This is a genomic window from Salidesulfovibrio onnuriiensis (assembly GCF_008001235.1).
GTDB lineage: Bacteria > Desulfobacterota > Desulfovibrionia > Desulfovibrionales > Desulfovibrionaceae > Pseudodesulfovibrio > Pseudodesulfovibrio onnuriiensis.
The window spans coordinates 3,182,999-3,202,836 of record NZ_CP040751.1 but is presented as its reverse complement, the minus strand read 5'-3'; the positions used below and the strand labels follow the sequence as shown (position 1 = coordinate 3,202,836).

Below are 19,838 nucleotides of genomic sequence, written 5' to 3'. Positions count from 1 at the left end.
TGTTGGCGTAGCTCATTGTAAAAAAATATCAATTATCTCAGTAGTATACTAATTTGGCACGTGCCGTGCTCCTGGACGCAAAGGTTTTCGTGAAAGGAAAGGACTCAACGGAATTCACCAATGCCAAAGGTTTCTGAAACAATTACCGGATTTGTCGTACCGGAGGCCTGGGACGACCAGTTCTGCGTCTGCGAGGTGCTCATTGCCTGCGACGGAGAGCGGGATATTCGGGTTGTGAATCTGGACAGCCACCCGATTCTTTTCGATCTGGTCGGCAAGCAGGCATCGGTCACCGGGGTTGTCCGGCACTCGGGCAGCCGGGAAGAGATCCTGGTTCAGCGCGTCAAGGCGCACTGACGGGAACCAAGCGAGAAGAAAATGGCAGCGTTTTTATCCCTGGGACAGGTGTTACGCGGGCTGTGCGAGTCCGGCAGCGCCTTGGGTAAACAACATTTTGATCCTGGAAGCCGGGCCGATCGCCCGGGGAGCGCCGAGCCTTCCCCCTGCGCGGCTTTCCCTGAGGCCCGGAACAGCTATGACCTCCGTTCGGGGGAAGGGACGGCATGCGGCTGTTGGAGTCCCATGCCGTCCTGCATCCTTTTTTTACCCATGGTGGGTGCATCATGACTGACAGTACCGTGTATGGTTCCGGCAATGCCGGCGGCTCCTTGTTCCACATCGTTCAGGGCCTCGGTCCGGGTGATGTCCATTACGTTCTAGACATGACGTCCGAGGCGGGCGTGTTCGGTTCCGACGAGCTGACCACCGCGGAGGAACTGGCCTGGGAGTGCGCCTTCCAGGGAGCCGAGGGTTCCAACTGCATCATCCAGGCCCGGGTCGACGACAACGGGGCCGACCGTCCTGTCGGGTTCATCTGCTTCGGGCGGATTCCACGCTGGGACGGCAACTGGGAGCTTTATTTCATCGTCGTTGACGAAAACTACCGGGGGCAGGGTGTCGGAACGGCCCTGCTTCTGGAAATGGAAGACCGGGTCCGGGCTGCCGAAGGGCAGAGCATTTACCTGGAGACCGGGTGCGGCAACGCGTTCGAGGGGGCGCGTGCCTTTTACGAGATGAACGATTTCAGCATTGAATCGCGTTTCTGCAAACAGTTTATCCCCGAGGAAGGCAATGTTGCCTACTGCAAGCATGTCGGCGGGGATGAGTATAATGAAAACAGTGGGCAATAGGGGAGGAACCATGTCCGATGCGTATCCCGAAACCATTTTTGGCCAGATCCTGCCGATGGACTGGAACGAAGACGATGTCGTGGGGCTGATCATTCTTGTGGACGGCGAGGACGAGTTCATTGTGGAACCCGACAAGACCGGACGCAAGCTGTTCGACCATGTGGACCGGTGGGTCACCGCCAAGGGGCTTATCAGGGAAGACGAGGACGAGATGCGTATCATGGTCCGTGACTATACCCTTGAGGACGAGGACTGGAACTACATGGACGAGGACAGGTGGTAGCCGCCGTTTCCGGGCGCGGCGTCCGGGAGCCGGGTGAGGAAGTGCAGCCGTCGCATCCCGAGCTCGCCGATGATCCCATGGGTTGTTTTTCCCTTGTCGGCGCCCGGTGTCAGGAGGATATGGCGCGGACCCTGAATGGGGATCCCTCCCCGGGCGACGTGGCCCAATCCGTGGCCCGCGCAAACCGATGGTTCGACGAGGCCCTTGATTCGCAAGAGTTTTCACCGCCCATAGCCTGCAAGCGCGGCTGTATTCACTGTTGCTACAACCCGGTTTCCCTTTCCCAGCCGGAGGCCGTCCTGTTGGGTCTGTATCTGCTTGCGCACTGGAACGAGGCGGAGCTTGCCGCCTTGGGACGGCGGGCGCAGACCATGGCGTCCCGCATCAGGGGGCTTTCCGTGGAGCAGATGGGCGAGATCCGCCATGAGCTTCCCTGTCCCCTGCTTATGAACGGAACCTGCGGGGCGCATTCGGCCCGTCCTTTGGTCTGCCGGGGGTGGAACAGTGTCGACGCCGGGCAGTGTGCGGACAGCAACGCCCAAGGTCCCATGACCATGATCGAGAGCTACGAATGGCCTCGCACCCTGGCCGAGGCCGTCCAGAACGGCCTGCTGCGCGGTGCGCGGGAGCAGGGGCGCGAGGTGGGCTTTCTGCGGCTGGCCAACGCCCTGGTGCTCATGCTGGAATACGGCATCGAGGAGTGCGTGTCTGGCTGGCTTTGCAAGGAGCCCTTTTTCGGGCGTCGGTGATAGAAGGGGAGGCAGGGCTGCAGCCCATGTTTTTAAAAGGCAAAAGAAAAGGCTGAGGTGAAAACCTCAGCCTTTTTACTTTCATGGTGCCGAAGAGAAGACTCGAACTTCCACGGGGGAACCCCCACTAGACCCTGAACCTAGCGTGTCTACCAATTCCACCACTTCGGCATTCAGGAGAAGGATTTATATATTTCGACCTCGCGCTTGGCAAGCCTTTTTTCGACTTTTTTTCATTTTCTTCAATCGAGCGGAATCATTGACTCAATCGTGTCGCAGACGCCACCGTCGCTTACGAATTCCGCGAGGTTGCGGATGTCGTCGGCCATGAAGCGGTCCTGGCGCACCACCGGGAAGAGATTGCGCTCGGCAATGGTCTCGAAGAGCTTCTCGGAAACCGGGCTGAGTTTTTTCTCCTCTTCGCTCAGGGGATGCTGGCGGGTGACGCTGGCGTCGAAGACCACGCCTTCCCCGTGCCCGTTCATGCGCTGCTTCAGGGCGCCCAGTTCATGGCCGACCCAGTCGGGCAGTTCGGCCTCGGTGGGGATGGTTTCCAACCGCTTGCGGATGCTGATGGCCTGGTTGATGTAGGCCAGCTCGATGGCCAGCACGTGGGCGGCCTTGGGCAGGGTTTTCAGGAGCCGCACGGCCAGGCCGGTGCCCATGCTCACGTGATCCTCCTGCCCCGAGTTGGTGGAGATGTTGAACAGGTGGCTGGGCATGCACTGGCCCCAGATGTCGTTGGTCAGCGACGCGCTGGTGTATTCGAGCATCATCATGCCGCTGGAGATGGACTTGTCGTCCGCTGCCAGCAGCGGCCACTTGAGGTCGCGGCCCAGGCCCTTGTTGCGCACGGGGTCCACGAAGCGCACCGAACGCATGTGGGCCAGGCTGGACATGATGGAAAGGGCCTGCATGAGGTTGTAGACTTGCACGGCCACGGGCATGCCGTGGAAATGGCCGCCCGAGACGATGTCCGTGTATCTGCCGTCCTCGCCGGGCAGCAGGATGGGGTTGTCCGTGGCACTGTTCGCCTCGACGAGCAGCGCGGCGCGCGCCTGGGAAATGAGGTCGTGGCAGGAGCCCAGCACCTGGGCCGCGCAGCGGATGTTGTACGGGTCCTGCACCTGTCCGTCGGTCTTGTGGTCCTTGTGCGAATTGCGGATCGGGGAATCCTGCATGACCCGCCAGATCCAGTCGGCCACGGTGCGCGCGCCCGGGTGGGGCCGCACCACATGGAAATCCGGGCGGAAATAGGTGTCCGGCGCAAGCATGACCTGGGCCACCAGGGCCGTGTTCACGGCGGCGGTCTTGAGCAGCACCGTGAGCTGGGAGCAGGCCATGAGCCCGAGGGCGTTCATGTACTGGACCCCGTTGTTCAGGGCCAGGCCTTCCTTCATCTCCAGCTCGACGGGTTTCAGCCCGGCCGTTTCCAGGGCCTCCGCCGCCGTCATGCGCCGGTCCATGTAAAGGACTTCGCCTTCGCCCATGAGGGCCATGGCCATGTGCGAGAGCGGGGCCAGGTCGCCGGAGGCTCCCACGGATCCCAGCTCGGGCACCACCGGGGTGATGCGGTGGTTGAGCAGGTCTATGAGCCGTTCCACCAGCACCGGGCGCACGCCGCTGTAGCCGCGGGAAAGGGAATTGGCGCGCAGGAGCATGGCGATGCGCACCACGGGCTCGGCCATGGGCTCGCCCGCGCCCACCGCATGGGAGAGGATCAGGTTTTTCTGTAGCTCGGAGAGCAGTTCCTCGCGCACCGAGATGTCCACATTGTGGCCGAAGCCCCGGTTGAAGCCGTAGGCCGGGATATCCTGCGAGGTGACGTATTCCTCGATCTGGGCGCGGCGTTCGGCCAGCATCTGGCGCGTGGCCGGGGCCAGTTCCACGGTTTCGCCATGGGCCACGGCCATGATCCTGTCGAGGGTGAGTTGTTGCGTGCTGTCTATGGTGACCATGCAAAACCTCCGGCTACATCCAGCCGTAGATGTAAGTGTATATGACGAGCGCGGCCAGCCGTGCGGTGCGGTTGTCCACGTCCAGGTCCGGGTTCACTTCCGTTATCTCGAAGACCGCGGTGTTGTCGTATGCCTGGCAGCGTGCCGCGAAGTTGAGCACCTCTTCGGCCGTGAAGCCCACGGGGGAGGGCGCGCTCACGCCCGGGGCGTCCGAGGCGCGCACGCTGTCCATGTCCAGGCCCGCGAACAGGGGCTTGCCGTCCAGAAGCTCGAACAGGCCGTCGAAATACATGTCCGCGCCGTGCTGCATCAGGTGGCTCAGGGTGTGGATGTTCACGCCCATGTTTGCGGCGTCGCTCACGTAATGGGGCGAGTTGGCCTGGACCTGGATGCCCACCTCGTGGAAGTTCTCGGGCTTGAGGTGCCCGCCTTCGATGAGATTGCGGTAGGGGGTGCCCGAATGAATCCGGTCGGCCTTGCGCATGTCCAGGTGGGCGTCCATGTTGATGGCCGCGATCTCGCCCAGCACGTCGGCGCAGGCATGGGCGTCCGGCAGGGAAATGTCGTTGCCTCCGCCCAGGACCAGCACCTTCTTGCCCTCGCGCAGCAGGGCCGAGACCACGGAATGCAGCCGTTCGTGGGCCGGTTCCAGGCCGCCGGTCACATCCACGTCGCCGAGGTCCAGCAGCCGGTTGCCGCCCTCGTCCATGGGGGGCTTGAACCGGTAGAGCACCTGGCGGATGGCGCTGGGGGCCTTGGCCGCGCCTATGCGGCCGTTGTTGCGGCCCACGCCCACGTCCTGGGGGCAGCCCACCAGCACGTGGGTGGCCTGCGCCAGTTCGTCGGGGTTGAACAGGGCCACGTCCTTCAGGAACACGTCGTGTTCGTCGTGGGCCTCGAAATCGGTGCGGAACGGCCGGAGCATGTCCAGCAGGCTATCGGGCAGCATGGGGAACCCCCTTCTTGATGACGGTCTGTACCAGGTTTTCTCCGTAAAAATAGACCAGGTCGCGGTAATTGTTCGTATCCAGCACCAGCAGGTCGGCCTGCCAGCCCGGCTCGATGCAGCCCACCCTTTCCAGGCGCAGGGCGTGGGCCGCGTTCTGGGTGACGCTCGCGAGCGCCTCGTCCACGGACATGCGCATCTGCATGCAGGCCAGGGACATCATGAGCGGCAGGTTGAGCGTCATGTTGGATCCCGGGTTGAAATCCGTGGCAATGGCCGGGATGCAGCCCGCGTCGATGAGCGTGCGCGCCGGTGCGTACGGGATGTCCAGGAAGAGCGACACGCCGGGCAGGAGTACGCCCACCACGTCCGAAGCGGCAAGCTTTTTCGCGCCTTTCTCGTCCATGGCCTCCAGGTGGTCCACGGAGACCGCGCCCAGCTCGATGGCCACGTCCACGCAGCCGATGGCGTTGAACTGGTCCGCGTGCAGGCGCGGCAGCATGCCGTGCCTCACGGCCAGCTCCATGATCTCCACGGTTTCCGCCGGGGTGAAGTAGCCCTGCTCGCAGAACACGTCGCAGAACCGGGCCAGTTTGGCGGCCTCGGGGATCATTTCCTTGACCTGGGTCAGGTAGTCGGCCTTGGACATGCCCTTGGGCACGGAGTGCGCGCCCAGGAAGGTGGGCACGAGATCCACCGGATGAATGGCGTCCAGCTCGGCCGCCACCTCCAGCATCTTGAGCTCGGTGGCCGGATCCAGGCCGTAGCCGGACTTGACCTCCATGGTGGTCACGCCGTGGCGCATGGCCCGGTTCACGCGCGCCTCGGCCAGTTCGCGCAGCTCGTCCTTGCCGGCGTCGCGCGTGGCCTGCACGGTGCGGGCAATGCCGCCTCCCGAGGCCGCGATCTCCTCGTAGGTGGCCCCGGCGGTTCGCCGTGCGAATTCATCGGCCCGGCTGCCGCCGAACACCAGATGGTTGTGGCAATCCACCAGCCCGGGGATAACCGCCTTGCCCGAGGCGTCCAGCACTCTGGCGTCTGCGGGTGTGTCCAGTTCGGCCAGGGGGCCGACGGCTTCTATCCTGCCGTCGCGCACCAGCACGGATTCGCCGGTGCGGACGACCGGATCGTTCAGCGCCGCACCCCGGAGCGAGCCGGGGCGGGGCGAGACGATCTGTGAAGGGTTCTTGATCAGCAGGGTGCTCATGCTCGGCACCATACTACTTGATCATGGGAAGTTTGAGACCTTTTTCCTTGGCGCAGGCAATGGCGCTCTCGTAGCCCGCGTCGGCATGGCGCATGACGCCGGTGGCCGGGTCGTTCCAGAGCACCCGGGCGATCTTTTCGTCGGCCAGTTCGGTGCCGTCGCAGAGCATGACCAGGCCCGCGTGCTGGGCGTACCCCATGCCCACGCCGCCGCCGTGGTGGAAGCTCACCCAGGTTGCGCCGGAAGCGCAGTTGAGCAGGCAGTTGAGGATGGGCCAGTCGGAAACAGCGTCCGATCCGTCCTTCATGGATTCGGTCTCGCGGTTGGGGCTGGCCACCGAGCCGGAGTCCAGGTGGTCGCGGCCGATGACGACCGGGGCCTTGAGCTCGCCGTTGCGCACCATTTCATTGAAGGCCAGGCCCAGGCGGTGCCTGTCGCCGAGGCCCACCCAGCAGATGCGGGCGGGCAGGCCCTGGAAGTGGATGTGCTCCTGGGCCATGTCCAGCCAGTTGTGCAGGTGCTTGTCGTCCGGGATCAGTTCCTTGACCTTGGCGTCGGTCTTGTAGATGTCCTCGGGGTCGCCGGAAAGGGCGGCCCAGCGGAACGGGCCCTTGCCCGTGCAGAAGCGGTCGCGGATGTAGGCGGGCACGAAGCCGGGGAAGTCGAAGGCGTTTTTCAGGCCCATGTTGAAGGCTTCCTGGCGGATGTTGTTGCCGTAGTCGAAGGTGGGGATGCCCATCTTCTGGAAGTCGAGCATGGCCTGCACGTGGCCGACCATGGATTCGCGTGCGGCCCGCATGACTCCGGCCTCGTCGGTCTTCTGCCTGGCTTCCCATTCCTCCACGGTCCAGCCCTTGGGCAGGTACCCGTTGAGTGGGTCGTGGGCGCTGGTCTGGTCCGTGACGGCGTCCGGGCGCACGCCGCGCTTCACCAGTTCCGGGTAGATTTCGGCGGCGTTGCCGAGCACTCCCACGGTGATGGCCTTGCCTTCACTGCAAGCTTTTTCAATGAGTTCCAAACCATGGTCCAAAGAATCGGCCTTCATGTCCAGGTAGCCGGTGTCCAGCCGCTTCTGGATGCGCTCCTCGCGGCATTCGATGGCCAGCATGGAAGCGCCCGCGAACTTTGCGGCCAGGGGCTGTGCTCCGCCCATGCCGCCGAGGCCCGCCGTGAGGACCCACTTGCCCTTGAGGTCGCCGTTGTAGTGCTTTTCGGCCATGCTCACGAAAGTTTCATAGGTGCCCTGCACGATGCCCTGGCTGCCGATGTAGATCCAGGAACCGGCGGTCATCTGGCCGAACATCATCAGGCCCTTGCGGTCCAGCTCGTTGAAGTGCTCCCAGTGGGCCCAGTGGGGCACCAGGTTGGAGTTGGCGATGAGCACGCGCGGTGCGTTCTCATGGGTGGGGAACACGCCCACGGGTTTGCCGGACTGGATGAGCAGGGTCTCGTTGTCCTCCAGCTCGCGCAGGGTTTCGAGAATCTTGTCGAAGCATTCCCAGTTGCGCGCGGCGCGGCCGATGCCGCCGTAGACGATGAGGTCCTCGGGGCGTTCCGCCACCATGGGGTCCAGGTTGTTCTGGAGCATGCGCAGGGGCGCTTCGGTCTGCCAGCTCTTGGCGGTCAGTTTCGTGCCGGTGGGGGCGGTGATCACTCGTTTGGTCATGGTTGCACTCCTTTGAAAGACTTATTTTTTCGGTTCGAACACGCCGCCGAAGCTGAAGCGTGATCCCGGGTAGAGCAGTTCCGCGTAGGAGACGAGTCTGTCGCGCGACCAGGTCTTGCGCCTGAGCAGCAGGCAGGGTTCGTCCGGCTTTATGTTCAGGAAGACCTGCTGCTCGCGGTTGGGCAGCACGGCGGTGAGCTCGTGCTCCGCCCGTTGCAGGGGCGCGGCCTTCATGAGGTACTTGTGGGCGGTGGTGACGGTGAAATCCACCTCCAGGTAGTGGGGCGCGGTGCGTAGGTCCACGTGGCGGTCCTCCAGCTGGATGGGCAGGCCGTTTTCGTAGTGCACCACCTTGGAGCGGGCGATGGAACCGGCCCGGTGCTCGCCGAATACGTGGGCGATGAGCGCGGATTCCGGCTCGGCCGAAAGGTACTTGAGCTCGCAGTAGTAGTTGCCGCCGCGCGAGACGATCTCCTCGGAGATGTCGGTGATGACCAGCAGCTCGCTGCGCGGGGTGCGTCGGGCCACGAAGGAGCCCAGGCCGCGCTGGCGGTAGATGTAGCCTTCAGCGGCCAGTTCCTTGAGCACGCGGTGCACGGTCATGCGGCTGGCGTCGAACTGTTTCATGAGCTCGGATTCGGCCGGGACCTGGTGCTCGGGCGGCCAGTCGCCGTTTTCGATGTGAAGGAGGATATGTTCCCGTATCCGGGAGGAAAGACTTTTCTTGGGCATGGTGGTGTTTGCCTCGTGTATATACGTTTTGATTAGTTGTATATACATTTAGCGGAAGGGAAGGTCAACAGGATTTGGTGAGTGCGCTGACGCGCAGGCGTATCGGATTGGTTGAGCCTCGCCTGGAGGGCTTCGTCTCTTTGGCTGGTTTGTCATATAGAAAAAGGGCGGCCTCCCAGTGAAGCCGCCCTTTCCTATGTGTGATGACCTGAGGAGATCATTGAGCCCTATTCGATCCAGTCGTCGTCCTCGCTGATGGGGGCGAAACCGCGACGCATGGTGTTTTCGCACACCAGGCGCGGGTCCATGAACTGGAGCAGGTAGTCCGGGCCGCCGGACTTGGAGCCCACGCCGGACATCTTGAACCCGCCGAAGGCGTGCCGTTCCACAAGCGCGCCTACGGACGGCTTGTTCAGGTACAGGTTGCCCACGCGGAACTCCCTGTAAGCCCGCTTCAGGTTGTTGGGGCTGCGGGAGTAGATGGCGCCGGTGAGGGCGAACTTGGTGGAGTTGGCCCATTCCAGCGCCTCGTCCATGTCCTTGGCCTTCATGACCGCCAGCACCGGCCCGAAGACCTCTTCCTGAGCGATGCGGTGCTCGGGGGTGATGCCGTCCACGATGGTCAGCGGCACGTAGCAGGCCTCGTTGATCTTGTACTTGTCGTCGGCCTCGCGCTTGACGACGACGTTGCCTTCCTCTTCGGCGATCTTGGCGTAGCGCAGCACGTTCTGCGCGGCGGCCTTGTCCACCACCGGGCCCATGTAGTTGCCCGGGTCTTCGGCCGGGCCGAGCTTGATGGAGCCGGCGGCCTCCTTGAGGCGGTGGATGAAGCGATCGTAGATGGGCTCCAGCACGATGGCGCGGGAGCAGGCCGAGCACTTCTGGCCCTGGAAGCCGAAGGCGGCGTAGAGCACGCCGAGCACGGCTTCGTCCAGGTCTGCGTCGTCATCGATGATGATGGCGTTCTTCCCGCCCATTTCCGCGATGACCTTCTTGCACTGTTCCTGGCCGGGCTGGACCACGGCGGCCTTCTGCTGGATGCGCAGGCCCACTTCCATGGAGCCGGTGAAGGCGATGACCGAGACGTCCGGGTGCTCGACGATGTAGTCGCCGATGACCGAGCCCCGGCCAGGGGTGTAGTTGAACACGCCGTCGGGCAGGTTTGCCGCGCGGAACATTTCCGTGAGCATCCAGCCCACCACCGAGGAGAGTCCGGACGGCTTGTAGATGACCGGGCAACCAGCCACGATGGCTGCGGAAACCATGCCCACGGAGATGGCCAGGGGGAAGTTCCACGGCGCGATGACGGCCGCGATGCCCTTGCCCTGGTAGAAGTAGCGGGAATCCTCGCCGGGCGCGTTGCCCATGCGGCGGTGTTCGCCCAGCCGGATCATTTCGCGGGCGTAGTATTCCAGGAAGTCGATGGCCTCGGCCACGTCGGCTTGGGCCTGGTCCCACTGCTTGCCGACCTCGAGGGTCTGCAGGCCGGAAATCCTGTAGATGTTTTTCTTGCACCAGTCAGCGGCGTCCAGCAGGTACTGGGCCCGCTGCGCCGGGGATTCGTCGCGCCAGGTGAGGTAGGCTTCCTTGGCTCCGGCCAGGGCGTCGTCGATCTCGGTCTTGCCCGCCTGGCAGATCGTGCCGATGATCTCGTTGGGGTTGGCCGGGTTGTAGGAATCCAGGGTGTCGTTCGTGGTCACTTCCTTGCCGTTGATGAACAGCGGGTACTGCTTGCCCAGCTGGGTGCGCCACTCGGCGATGGCGGCCGGGTAGGCCTCGCGCTCGGCCTTGATGGTGAAGTCCGCGGGCGGGAAGTTGTTGAAGGCCGGGATCTCGCCTTTGAGCGCCTTGACGGTGGGGCGCTTGCGGGACCTGGCCGGCTTTTCCACCAGCTGCCGCTGCAGGGTGGCTTCCGGGTTTTCCAGCAGGCGGTCCATGTCGGCCTCGTCCGCAAAGGTTTGCTTGAGGAAGGATTCGTTGGCCGTGTTTTCCAGCAGCCTGCGCACGAGATAGGCCATGCCCGGGATGAGCTCGCCGTAGGGGCAGTAGAGCCGCACGCGCTTGGCCACGTTCTTGAGGCCCTTGCGCACGGGCTCGGCCATGCCGTAGAGGACCTGGAATTCGTATTTTTCTTCGGGAACGTTCAGGGCCTTGGCCGTTTCCATGACCGCCGAGATGGTGCGGATGTTGTGCGAGGCGCAGGCAAAGTGGCAGATGTCGTTGTTTTCCAGGATCATCTTGGCGACTTTTTCAAAGCAGATGTCGGACTCGGGCTTGTGGGTCCAGACCGGGATGGGCCAGTCGTTCTGCTTGGCCAGCACGGTTTCGTAGTCCCAGTAGGCGCCTTTGACCAGACGGATGGACACCTTGACGTTTTCCTCGCGCGCCCATTCCAGGAACTGGCGGACGTCTTCCTCGGTGTCCTTGAGGTAGGCCTGGAAAACGATGCCCAGGTGCTCGTAGTCGCGGTACTTGAGGCGCAGCCGCTTGTAGAGCTCGATGGTGGGCTCCTTGTACTTGAGCTGCTCCATGTCGATGCACATGAAGCCGTCCATTTCCATGACCTTCTTGTAGACCGGCTCGATGCGCTCCATCATGCCCGCGGCAGTGCCGTCCACGTCCACGGCCTTGGACTGGGAATAGAAGGCCGAGGGCTTGACCGCCACGTTGACCTTGGGCGCATGGCCCCAGTCCATGGTGCCGGAGGCTTCCAGGGCGTTCCATTTCTGGTATTCCTTCTGGACCGCGTCCAGCACGTCCAGGTAGCCTTCCATGTAGGCCGCTGATTCCTCTTCGGAGACCGTGGCCTCGCCCAGCAGGTCGAGCACGAAGGCGAAGCCGTCCTTACGGAGCTTCTTGATGCCCTTGACCGCTTCCTTGCCTTCCTGGCCGATGATGAACTGGCGGGCCATGCCTTCGATGTTGGAGCGGATGGTCTTGTTGAGCACCTTGGCCACGAGGCCGCCGCCGATCTTGGTCTTGGTGGCGCCCCATTTCAGCACGTCGGGGATGTTGGAATCCTCGCCCGCGAAATATTCCTCGATGTGGCGGGAAAGGGATTCCGAGGTGTTCAGGTAGGGCAGCACGTCCACGAAACGGAACATCTGGACCTTGAAGTCCTCGTTCTTCATGGACCAGTCCATAACCTTGCCGGTCCACCATCCCTTGTTGAATATGGACGGGGCTTCGCCGGAAATGGACTGGAAAAATTCCTTGCCCAGTGCAATGATCTTGGGATCAAGATCCTTGATGTTGATGCTCATGGGTTGGTCTCCTTAGGAATTCACAACGGGTCTGCTACGATTCGTCGTCATCCTCGTCGAGCGGGATGCCGCGGGTTTCCTTGACGGTGGTCAGCACGATGGTGGAGTTGGTGTCCCGCACCGTGGGAATGGCTCCAAACTTGGAAAGGGTGCGCTGCAGGTCCTCGGTGTTCTTGACGCGCACCTTGACCAGGTAGGGGGCCTGGCCGGCGGTATAGTGCACCTCGAGCACCTCGGGGATCTTGGCCAGCTCGTTGCCTGTCTCGAAGGATCCCGCAGGCTCGTCCGCAAATACGAGCGTGAAGGCCGTGAGCGCCAAGCCGAGCTTTCTGGGGTTGAGGACAGCCTCGTAACCCGTGATGAAGCCGCGCCGTTCCAGCTTGCGGACGCGTTCCAGCACCGCCGAAGGGGCCTTGCCGACCTTTCTGGCGATGTCTGCGTTGGAAATACGTCCATTATCCTGAAGTATCTTCAGGATTTGCCGATCAAGTTCGTCGATTCTTCTTTGATTCATAGTTGAAATGAATATTATTCTGAAGCGAAAATGTCAATACCCTTGGAAAAAGAAGGCGCCAGTACCGTGATTTTATGGGACATCTGTTTTGCCTTTCGCGCAACGCTCGGATATATCATATGAATTGGTGTCGTTTTCCTTTACGTAATGGGCGAGAATGAAGAAGAGCAGGCGGAACATAGAGCACGCTCCCGGCGCGCACATGAAGACCTCCCGTGAGGGCGGCTCTCTGGTGCTGTCCCTGGGGGGCAGGCTGGACGCCGTATCCACCGCGGCGCTCTGGGACGACGCCCTGGACGCCGTGCGCACCGGGTCCGCCCGCGACGTGGTGGCGGACTGCTCCGGGCTGGAATACCTGGACGGGGCAGGAGTGGCCCTGCTGATCAAGCTGCGCCAGGAGGTGGAGGACGCACTGGGCGGCTCCCTCAAGGTGGAGAATCTCCGTGAGGAACTGCGGCAGGTCCTGGGCATGGCCTGGGGCTGCGCCCCGCCTTCCTGGGCCCGCACGGCGGGGGAGCGGCGCATGGGCATGGCCGAGCAGGTCGGCCATTTTGCCGAGGACGCCTTCTACGAATTCAAGCGCATGGTTACGTTCGTGGGCGAATCCGTGGCCATCATCTTCTACTGCCTGCACAGCCCGCGCTGCATCCGCTGGAAGGACGTCTGGCTCTCGCTCATCGCCGTGGGCGTGCAGAGCCTGTCCATCATCATGCTCATCGGTTTTCTCATGGGCCTGATCATGTCGTTCCAGACCGCCATCAGCCTGCAGCGGTTCGGGGCGGAAATATTCGTGCCCAACATGCTCGGTCTGGTCATGTTTCGGGAAATGGGCCCGCTGGTGACGGCCATTCTGCTGGCGGCGCGGTCCGGTTCGGCCTTTGCGGCCGAGATCGGCACCATGAAGGTCAACGAGGAGGTGGACGCCCTGGTGACCATGGGGCTTTCGCCCATGCGTTTCCTGGTGGCCCCCAAGGTGCTGGCCGCCCTGTTCGCGGTGCCGCTCATGACCATGTTCTTCAATTTCGCCAGCCTGGCGGGCGGGGCCCTGGTCATGCTTTCCATGGATTATCCGCTGGTGACCTTCACCTCGCGCGTGTTCCGGCTGCTGGGCTATATGGATTTCGCGGGCGGCTTGTTCAAGGCCTGCGTTTTCAGCCTACTGGTGGCCGGGGTGGGCTGCCTGCGGGGCCTGGAAACCAGGACCGGCGCCAGCGCGGTGGGCGTTTCCACCACCAGCGCCGTGGTCAGCGGCATCATAGCCATCGCCATTGCGGACGGCCTGTTCGCCCTGGTGTTCTATTACCTGGGGATATGACATGAGCGAAGCGGCCATCAGCGTACAGAACCTGACCTGCGCCTACGGCGACTTCACGGTCATCGACGACATCTCCTTCGAGGTGAACCGGGGAGAGATCTTCGTCATCCTGGGAGGGTCCGGCTGCGGCAAGAGCACGGTGCTCAAGCACATGATCGGCCTGCTGGAGCCCAGGAACGGCCGCATCCTCATCGAGGGGGACGACATCGTCACCAGCCACGGCCGCAAGCGCGACGCGATTCTGCGCCGCTTCGGGGTCATGTACCAGATGGGGGCCCTGTTCGGGTCCATGTCGCTCATGTCCAACGTCATGCTGCCCCTGGAGGAGTTCACGGACCTGCCGAACGAGGCCATGGAGATCATCGCCAGGAGCAAGCTGGCCCAGGTGGGGCTGGATGATTTCGTCTACAGCATGCCCTCCCAGCTTTCCGGGGGCATGAAGAAGCGTGCGGCAATCGCCCGGGCCATGGCCCTGGACCCCGGCATTCTCTTTCTCGACGAACCGTCCGCCGGGCTCGATCCCATCACCTCGGCCGAGCTGGACGAGCTCATCCGCACCCTGTCCCGGAACCTGGGCATCACCTTCGTCATCGTTTCCCACGAGTTGGCCAGCATCTATTCGGTGGCCGACCGGGTCATCATGCTCGACAAGAGCGTCAAGAAGATCGTGGCCGAGGGCGATCCGCGCGAGCTGCGCGACCATTCGGACAATGAATTCGTACAGCGGTTTTTTCATCGCCAGGCCGAGACCCGTTTCGGCCCGGGCATGGAATGTGCCGAGCCACGAGAGGAATCATAACCATGCGGCAATCAGATTATTTCAAACTGGGCGTTTTCGTCATCTTGGGCACGGCCATGATCCTGGTGGTCATCCTGGTGCTGGGTGTCGGCGATTATTTCAAGGAAACGTACACGATGGAGACCTACATCGACGAGTCGGTCAACGGCCTGGAGGTGGGGTCCCCCGTGAAGCTCAAGGGCGTGCAGGTGGGATCGGTCGCCGAGATCTCCTTTGTTTCCCGGTACTATGACGAAAGCTACCGCTACGTGTATGTGCGCTGCGAACTGGACGCCAAGAAGTTCCATACCGAGACCCGGGAGGAACTGGCCTCGGTCATCGAACAGGACGTGAAAAAGGGGCTGCGCGCCCAGCCCACGTCCCTGGGACTCACCGGGCAGCTGTTCCTGAACCTGGACTACGTGAACCCCAAGACAAATACGCCCTTGAAGATTTCCTGGCAGCCGCAGCACATCTACGTGCCGTCCGCGCCGAGCACCCTGAGCCGCCTGGAACAGGCCGTTGCCAGCGTGGGCGACTTCCTGAGCGGGCTCAAGAAAGAGGACATCGAAACCATCGTGGCCGACGTCAAGGCCATCACCCAGGGCATCCGCAACCTCATGAAGAAGACGGACATGAAGGAACTGGGCAAGACCCTGATCGCCAACCTCAACGAGACCCACCGGCTGCTGGCCCGGGTCAACGAGCTGCTCAAGGATCCGGCCACCGAGCGCATCATTCCGGACGCCTCCGGCGTCATCGCCAGCGCGCGGCGCATTCTCGAGTCCTCGGAAGCGGACATGGTGGAAGGGATTGCCGACGCCCGCGAGGCCATGGCCAGCCTGAAGCACGCCACCTCCACCATCGAGCAGGCCGTTTCCAGCCCGGAAATGAAAAAGAACCTGGACGGCATGAGCCAGACCCTGGCCAACGTCAATCAGGCCTCCGAGGAGCTGCGCGCGGCGGTGCGCAAGCTGCACGCCGTGCTGGCGCGCACCAACAACCTGGTGGCCGGGCAGCAGATCAACATCGAGGCCATCATGAGCGATACGCGTCTCTTGATCCAGAATCTCAAGGAACTCAGCGAGGACGCCAAGCGCTACCCCTCGGGCGTGATCTTCGGCGAACCGCCGGCAAAAGTTGAACCGGGAGCGGAATAATGAAAACCGTGCACAGAATCCTTTTCGTCCTCGTCACCCTGTCCCTGCTGGCCGGGTGCGGCGGGCTTTCGCGCAAGGCCGTGGAAAAGCGTTACTATACCCTGGACGTGCAGCGGGAACGGGCCGAGGCCGCACCGGTTTCCGAAAAGCTGCTCAAGGTGCGGCGCATGCAGATTTCGCCGCTCTACGACGGCCGGGAACTGGTCTACAAGCTGGACAACGGCCGAATGGAATCGGATTTCTACAATCTCTTTTTCATGCCGCCCGTGGAATTGCTCTCCCACGATCTGGACCGCTGGATGGATGGGGCGGGGCTGTTCGCCGGGTCGGTTTCCCCGGCCAGCCTGGCCGAGGCCGACTACACCCTGGAAGGGGTGGTTAATGTCCTGTACGGGGATTTTTCCGGCGGCCGGGAATCGGCCCTGGTGGAAATGCAGTTCTTCCTCATCGACGAGCGCTCGGCGGAAAACCATATCGTGTTTTCGCGCAACTATTCCGTGCGCACGCCGGTTTCGGGCAACAGCCCGGCCTCGGTGGTGCAGGGGATGCGTGAAGGGGCGCGGGCCGTATTCACCAGTCTGGAAAGCGACCTGCGCACGTTCCTGGCCGGGAAGCTGTAGCGCCTATTCGGCGGGCGCGTCCTCCAGGGCCTGCTCGATGAACTCCCAGCGGGCAAAGACGGTTTCCAGCTCGGATTCCAGGGCCTCCAGAGAGGCCTGCAGGATGGAGACCTTGTCGCCGCCGGTCCTGTAAAGCTCCGGGTCGGCCAGGGCGTCGTGCTTTTCCTGAATGCCCGTTTCCAGGGCTTCGATCCTTGCGGGCAGTTCCTCCAGTTCCTTGCGGTACTGCTCCAGCTGATACTTTTCCTTGTAGCTGAGCTTTCCAGGCTTGACCTTGGGCTTTTCCTCCCGCCTGGCGGGTTTGGCCTTTTCCACCTTCCTTTCCGGACGCTGGCGCAGCCAGTCGTCGTAGCCGCCCACATATTCGCGCACCACGCCCTCGCCCTCGAAGGCGATGGTGGAGGTGGCCACGTTGTTGAGGAAGGCGCGGTCGTGGCTGACCAGCAGCAGGGTGCCGGAATAGTCCAGAAGCAGCTCTTCCAGCAGGTCCAGGGTTTCCACATCCAGGTCGTTGGTGGGTTCGTCCATGACCAGCACGTTGGAGGGCCGGGTGAAGAGCTTGGCCAGGAGCAGCCGGTTGCGTTCGCCACCCGAGAGCACGCTCACCGGGAGCTGGGCGCGGTCCGGGGTGAAGAGAAATTCCTTGAGATAGCCGAGCACGTGCTTGCGGCCGCCGTTTATGCTGATGTAGTCGGCTCCCTCGGCGATGTTGTCCCGGGCGCTTTGGTCCTCCTTGAGCACTTCCCGGTGCTGGTCGAAGTAGCTGACCTCCAGGTTGACCCCGTGCCGGACCGAGCCTGTGGCGGGTTCCAGTTCCTTGAGCAGGAGCTTGAGCAGGGTGGTCTTGCCCGCGCCGTTGGGGCCCACCAGGCCGATCTTGTCCCCGCGCATGATGCGGCAGCTGAACTTGCCTATGATCGTCTTGCCGCCATAGCCGAAGGAGATGTCCGTGGCCTCGGTGACCATCTTGCCGGTGCGGTCCGCCTCCTGGATGACCATGCTGGCCTTGCCCGTGCGCTCGCGGCGCTGGCCGCGCTCCTCGCGCATGGCGCGCAGCTCGCGCACACGGCCCATGTTGCGGGTGCGGCGGGCCTTGATGCCTTGCCGGATCCACTGCTCCTCCTGGGCCAGCTTCTTGTCGAAATTGTGGTTCTGCTTGGCCTCGGCCGCCAGGGCCTCTTCCTTGCGCTGCATGTAGGTCTCGTAGTCGCACTCCCAGCTGGTCAGCCTGCCTCGGTCGATCTCGACGATGCGGGTTGCCAGCTTGCGGAGAAAGGCCCTGTCGTGGGTCACGAAGAGCAGGGTGCGGTTCTGGCGCAGCAGGAATTCCTCCAGCCAGACAATGGAGTCGATGTCCAGGTGGTTGGTGGGTTCGTCCAGCACCAGCAGGTCCGGCTGGCAGGCCAGTGCCCGCGCCAGGAGCACGCGGCGCTGGGTGCCCCCGGACAGGGTGGCGAAGTCTTCGTCGGCGTCGAGCTTCAGGTGGGAGAGCACCATCTCGATGGTCTGGTGGCGTTCCCAGGCCCCGTCCGCGTCCAGCACGTGCTGGGCCTGCTCCAGCTGGCGCACCAGGGCCTCGGTGTCGCCCGTGGCCTCGGCCAGGGCGCGGCTGGCGCGGTGGTAGTCGGCCAGGTGCTTGCCGATGCGTCCCAGGCCCGATGCCGCCACGTCGTAGGTGGAGCCGGAAAGGTCCGTGGGCACGGATTGGGGCAGCATGGCGATGCGCACTCCCTGGCTGACGGCCACCTCGCCGGAATCGGCCTTGATGTCGCCGTTGATGACCGAGAGCAGCGTGGATTTTCCCTCGCCGTTGCGGCCCACCAGGCAGATGCGTTCGCCCTGTTCCACCTGGAGGTTGATCCTGTCCAGCAGCACGGTGCCGGTGAAATTGATGCTGATATCCTGAAGACTGATGAGAGCCATGCGTTTCTCCGAAAAAAAGGGGCCGGTGTGAATACCGGCCCCTGACATACTCGTACTCGCGACGTCCCGCAAGTCGTCTGTGTCTGCGCTTACGCCTGTTTCGCGGCCGCCTGGAACACCTCGTGGCGTTCCCTGTAGGGCGGGAATCCGAAAAAGGCCGAGCCGGAAACCAGCACGTCGGCTCCGGCGCGGACCAGGTCCGGGGTGTTCTCCGGGGTCACGCCGCCGTCGATCTGGATGAGCGTTCCCGCGTTCATGTCCGTGATCATGGCTTTCAGGTCGCGCAGCTTGTCCATGGTGAAGGGGATGAACTTCTGGCCGCCGAAGCCCGGGTTCACGGACATGAGCAGCACCATGTGCAGCTGTGGGATGAGGTATTTGATCAGCTCCAGCGGGGTGTGCGGGTTGAGCGCCACGGCGGGCTTGCAGCCGGCGTCCGCAATCTGGGCGCAGACGCGTTCCAGGTGGGTGCAGGCCTCGGCGTGCACGCAGATGAGGTCCGAACCCGCATCCGCGAATTCCTGGATGTAGCGGCCCGGTTCCTCGATCATCAGGTGGCAGTCGAAGAACAGGTTCGACTTCTTGCGCATGGCCTTGATGATGGGCGGGCCAAAGGTGATGTTGGGCACGAAGCGCCCGTCCATGACGTCCAGATGGACCCATTCGAGGCCCGCGGCCTCCAGGGCCTGGAGCTCGGTCTCCATGTTGGCGAAGTCCGAGGAGAGCATGGAAGGGGAAAGGATCATGACGACTCCTTTTCGGTTATGAATTTCCGGGTCATGAACCCGAGCCCGGCTCCGAGAACTACAGAGGCGATGCTGACGGGCATGACGGAAGTTGGATCGGTCTTGAGGACAAGCAGCACCACCGGGACTCCGGTGAGCAGCCCGGCCACGGCCCCGGCAAGCCAGCCCGGGAGCGGCATGCGCAGGTAGGCGATGATGACTCCCAGGCCCACCCAGTGCAGGAACGCGGAGGCGCACTCGTGCCATCCCAGCCCCATGGCCAGCATGGGAGCCACGTCGATGGCGGCGGCAGCGGTTCCGAACAGGAGGCCTTTCAGGAGCTTGCCCATGGCGGTTACCTATCGGTCCATCTTGAAGTCCACCTTGATCTTGAACAGGCGGCTGGCGGGAAGGTTGAGGACCTTGATGCCGGTGTTTGCCGTGATCTCGGCCAGGGTGGCCTCGACCGTGTCCATGTCCGGGGCGATCATGGTGAACCAGATGTTGAATTCGTTTTCGCGCAGGTAGTTGTGGGTCACGCCGTCGTGGCGGTTTACTTCGGCCACGAACTCGTCGACCCTGTCCTCGGGCACGCTGGCCGCGCACAGGGTCGACTGCCAGCCCAGCTTGTGGGACTGGAAGTTGGCGCCCATGCGGCGGATCACGCCTTGCTGCTTGAGGGCGCGCACCCGGGCCAGCACTTCGGCCCCGGTCAGCCCCACCTGTTCGCCCACCACGTCATAGGGGTGCGGGGCGATGGGAAAGCCGGACTGGATGATGTCCAGGATCTGTTTGTCGTAACTGTCCAT

At 63.0% G+C, this 19,838-nt stretch carries 19 protein-coding genes and 1 tRNA gene; 8 read left to right on the top strand and 12 right to left on the bottom strand.

Annotated features, from left to right (window positions below):
* Positions 1-120: 120 nt before the first annotated feature.
* The 4 genes from FGL65_RS14620 (at position 121) to FGL65_RS14605 (ending at position 2,222) form a co-directional block, all read left to right on the top strand.
* A complete protein-coding gene (locus tag FGL65_RS14620) occupies positions 121-357 on the top strand; it encodes a hypothetical protein (RefSeq protein WP_147822011.1) in 237 nt (78 codons plus the stop codon).
* A gap of 266 nt (positions 358-623) precedes the next feature.
* Complete coding sequence (locus tag FGL65_RS14615) at positions 624-1,190, top strand: GNAT family N-acetyltransferase (protein ID WP_187170400.1); 567 nt, start codon at positions 624-626, stop codon at positions 1,188-1,190.
* Positions 1,191-1,200: 10 nt separating this feature from the next.
* Positions 1,201-1,473: a ubiquitin family protein gene (locus FGL65_RS14610; protein WP_147822009.1), complete on the top strand. Its 273-nt coding sequence runs from the start codon at positions 1,201-1,203 to the stop codon at positions 1,471-1,473.
* Entirely contained in the window at positions 1,467-2,222 is a 756-nt protein-coding gene (locus FGL65_RS14605) for a YkgJ family cysteine cluster protein (RefSeq protein ID WP_147822008.1), read from the top strand. Before FGL65_RS14610 ends, FGL65_RS14605 begins: the two co-directional genes overlap by 7 nt.
* Positions 2,223-2,306: 84 nt before the next feature.
* Here FGL65_RS14605 and FGL65_RS14600 read toward each other — a convergent pair.
* The 8 genes from FGL65_RS14600 to FGL65_RS14565 form a co-directional block, all read right to left on the bottom strand.
* Positions 2,307-2,393: transfer RNA gene (locus FGL65_RS14600), tRNA-Leu, on the bottom strand.
* A 71-nt stretch (positions 2,394-2,464) separates the two neighbouring features.
* Positions 2,465-4,180 (bottom strand): HAL/PAL/TAL family ammonia-lyase, encoded by a 1,716-nt coding sequence (locus tag FGL65_RS14595; protein ID WP_147822007.1) that lies wholly within the window; start codon positions 4,178-4,180, stop codon positions 2,465-2,467.
* A gap of 13 nt (positions 4,181-4,193) precedes the next feature.
* A complete protein-coding gene (locus FGL65_RS14590) occupies positions 4,194-5,129 on the bottom strand; it encodes a formimidoylglutamase (RefSeq protein ID WP_147822006.1) in 936 nt (311 codons plus the stop codon).
* Positions 5,116-6,333: an imidazolonepropionase gene (gene hutI, locus FGL65_RS14585; RefSeq protein ID WP_147822005.1), complete on the bottom strand. Its 1,218-nt coding sequence runs from the start codon at positions 6,331-6,333 to the stop codon at positions 5,116-5,118. Before hutI ends, FGL65_RS14590 begins: the two co-directional genes overlap by 14 nt.
* A 13-nt stretch (positions 6,334-6,346) precedes the next feature.
* Entirely contained in the window at positions 6,347-7,999 is a 1,653-nt protein-coding gene (gene hutU / locus FGL65_RS14580; protein ID WP_147822004.1) for a urocanate hydratase, read from the bottom strand.
* Between the two features lie 21 nt (positions 8,000-8,020).
* Positions 8,021-8,731: a histidine utilization transcriptional repressor HutC gene (hutC, locus tag FGL65_RS14575; RefSeq protein ID WP_187170399.1), complete on the bottom strand. Its 711-nt coding sequence runs from the start codon at positions 8,729-8,731 to the stop codon at positions 8,021-8,023.
* A 227-nt stretch (positions 8,732-8,958) separates the two neighbouring features.
* On the bottom strand, positions 8,959-11,994 hold the full coding sequence (locus FGL65_RS14570) for a proline dehydrogenase family protein (RefSeq protein WP_147822002.1): 3,036 nt from the start codon (positions 11,992-11,994) through the stop codon (positions 8,959-8,961).
* A 34-nt stretch (positions 11,995-12,028) separates the two neighbouring features.
* Positions 12,029-12,508 (bottom strand): Lrp/AsnC family transcriptional regulator, encoded by a 480-nt coding sequence (locus FGL65_RS14565; protein WP_147822001.1) that lies wholly within the window; start codon positions 12,506-12,508, stop codon positions 12,029-12,031.
* 157 nt (positions 12,509-12,665) lie between these two features.
* Here FGL65_RS14565 and FGL65_RS14560 point away from each other — a divergent pair, with 157 nt between their 5' ends.
* From FGL65_RS14560 to FGL65_RS14545, 4 genes are read left to right on the top strand one after another with little or no spacing between them, the layout of a single operon-like run.
* Positions 12,666-13,823 carry an ABC transporter permease gene (locus FGL65_RS14560; protein WP_147822000.1) on the top strand — a complete coding sequence of 386 codons (1,158 nt, stop codon included), beginning with the start codon at positions 12,666-12,668 and terminating at the stop codon, positions 13,821-13,823.
* 1 nt (position 13,824) lies between these two features.
* The gene (locus tag FGL65_RS14555) at positions 13,825-14,622 is read left to right on the top strand and encodes an ABC transporter ATP-binding protein (protein ID WP_147821999.1); all 798 of its coding nucleotides are present in this window, start codon (positions 13,825-13,827) and stop codon (positions 14,620-14,622) included.
* 2 nt (positions 14,623-14,624) lie between these two features.
* Positions 14,625-15,761, top strand: a complete 1,137-nt coding sequence (locus FGL65_RS14550; protein ID WP_147821998.1) for an MlaD family protein — start codon at positions 14,625-14,627, stop codon at positions 15,759-15,761.
* The gene (locus FGL65_RS14545; protein WP_147821997.1) at positions 15,761-16,381 is read left to right on the top strand and encodes an ABC-type transport auxiliary lipoprotein family protein; all 621 of its coding nucleotides are present in this window, start codon (positions 15,761-15,763) and stop codon (positions 16,379-16,381) included. The genes FGL65_RS14550 and FGL65_RS14545 overlap by 1 nt, the downstream gene beginning before the upstream one ends.
* Positions 16,382-16,384: 3 nt before the next feature.
* On the opposite strand, the gene FGL65_RS14540 is transcribed toward FGL65_RS14545, so the two are convergent.
* The 4 genes from FGL65_RS14540 to ahbA form a co-directional block, all read right to left on the bottom strand.
* Positions 16,385-18,304, bottom strand: coding sequence for an ATP-binding cassette domain-containing protein (locus FGL65_RS14540; RefSeq protein ID WP_147821996.1), 1,920 nt, complete (start codon positions 18,302-18,304; stop codon positions 16,385-16,387).
* An 89-nt stretch (positions 18,305-18,393) separates the two neighbouring features.
* Complete coding sequence (rpe, locus tag FGL65_RS14535) at positions 18,394-19,050, bottom strand: ribulose-phosphate 3-epimerase (protein WP_147821995.1); 657 nt, start codon at positions 19,048-19,050, stop codon at positions 18,394-18,396.
* On the bottom strand, positions 19,047-19,379 hold the full coding sequence (locus tag FGL65_RS14530; RefSeq protein ID WP_147821994.1) for a hypothetical protein: 333 nt from the start codon (positions 19,377-19,379) through the stop codon (positions 19,047-19,049). The genes rpe and FGL65_RS14530 overlap by 4 nt, the downstream gene beginning before the upstream one ends.
* A 9-nt stretch (positions 19,380-19,388) precedes the next feature.
* On the bottom strand, positions 19,389-19,838 hold the full coding sequence (gene ahbA / locus FGL65_RS14525) for a siroheme decarboxylase subunit alpha (protein WP_147821993.1): 450 nt from the start codon (positions 19,836-19,838) through the stop codon (positions 19,389-19,391).

What these genes read in the sequence shown, in the direction of transcription:
- FGL65_RS14545 (WP_147821997.1), top strand. Translation starts at nt 15,761, where the DNA reads ATGAAAACCGTGCACAGAATCCTTTTCGTCCTCGTCACCCTGTCCCTG.
- FGL65_RS14570 (WP_147822002.1), bottom strand. Translation starts at nt 11,994, where the DNA reads ATGAGCATCAACATCAAGGATCTTGATCCCAAGATCATTGCACTGGGC.
- hutC (WP_187170399.1), bottom strand. Translation starts at nt 8,731, where the DNA reads ATGCCCAAGAAAAGTCTTTCCTCCCGGATACGGGAACATATCCTCCTT.
- FGL65_RS14555 (WP_147821999.1), top strand. Translation starts at nt 13,825, where the DNA reads ATGAGCGAAGCGGCCATCAGCGTACAGAACCTGACCTGCGCCTACGGC.
- FGL65_RS14550 (WP_147821998.1), top strand. Translation starts at nt 14,625, where the DNA reads ATGCGGCAATCAGATTATTTCAAACTGGGCGTTTTCGTCATCTTGGGC.
- FGL65_RS14595 (WP_147822007.1), bottom strand. Translation starts at nt 4,180, where the DNA reads ATGGTCACCATAGACAGCACGCAACAACTCACCCTCGACAGGATCATG.
- FGL65_RS14610 (WP_147822009.1), top strand. Translation starts at nt 1,201, where the DNA reads ATGTCCGATGCGTATCCCGAAACCATTTTTGGCCAGATCCTGCCGATG.
- hutI (WP_147822005.1), bottom strand. Translation starts at nt 6,333, where the DNA reads ATGAGCACCCTGCTGATCAAGAACCCTTCACAGATCGTCTCGCCCCGC.
- hutU (WP_147822004.1), bottom strand. Translation starts at nt 7,999, where the DNA reads ATGACCAAACGAGTGATCACCGCCCCCACCGGCACGAAACTGACCGCC.
- rpe (WP_147821995.1), bottom strand. Translation starts at nt 19,050, where the DNA reads ATGATCCTTTCCCCTTCCATGCTCTCCTCGGACTTCGCCAACATGGAG.
- FGL65_RS14590 (WP_147822006.1), bottom strand. Translation starts at nt 5,129, where the DNA reads ATGCTGCCCGATAGCCTGCTGGACATGCTCCGGCCGTTCCGCACCGAT.
- FGL65_RS14620 (WP_147822011.1), top strand. Translation starts at nt 121, where the DNA reads ATGCCAAAGGTTTCTGAAACAATTACCGGATTTGTCGTACCGGAGGCC.
- FGL65_RS14530 (WP_147821994.1), bottom strand. Translation starts at nt 19,379, where the DNA reads ATGGGCAAGCTCCTGAAAGGCCTCCTGTTCGGAACCGCTGCCGCCGCC.
- FGL65_RS14540 (WP_147821996.1), bottom strand. Translation starts at nt 18,304, where the DNA reads ATGGCTCTCATCAGTCTTCAGGATATCAGCATCAATTTCACCGGCACC.
- FGL65_RS14565 (WP_147822001.1), bottom strand. Translation starts at nt 12,508, where the DNA reads ATGAATCAAAGAAGAATCGACGAACTTGATCGGCAAATCCTGAAGATA.
- FGL65_RS14560 (WP_147822000.1), top strand. Translation starts at nt 12,666, where the DNA reads ATGAAGAAGAGCAGGCGGAACATAGAGCACGCTCCCGGCGCGCACATG.
- ahbA (WP_147821993.1), bottom strand. Translation starts at nt 19,838, where the DNA reads ATGGACAGTTACGACAAACAGATCCTGGACATCATCCAGTCCGGCTTT.
- FGL65_RS14615 (WP_187170400.1), top strand. Translation starts at nt 624, where the DNA reads ATGACTGACAGTACCGTGTATGGTTCCGGCAATGCCGGCGGCTCCTTG.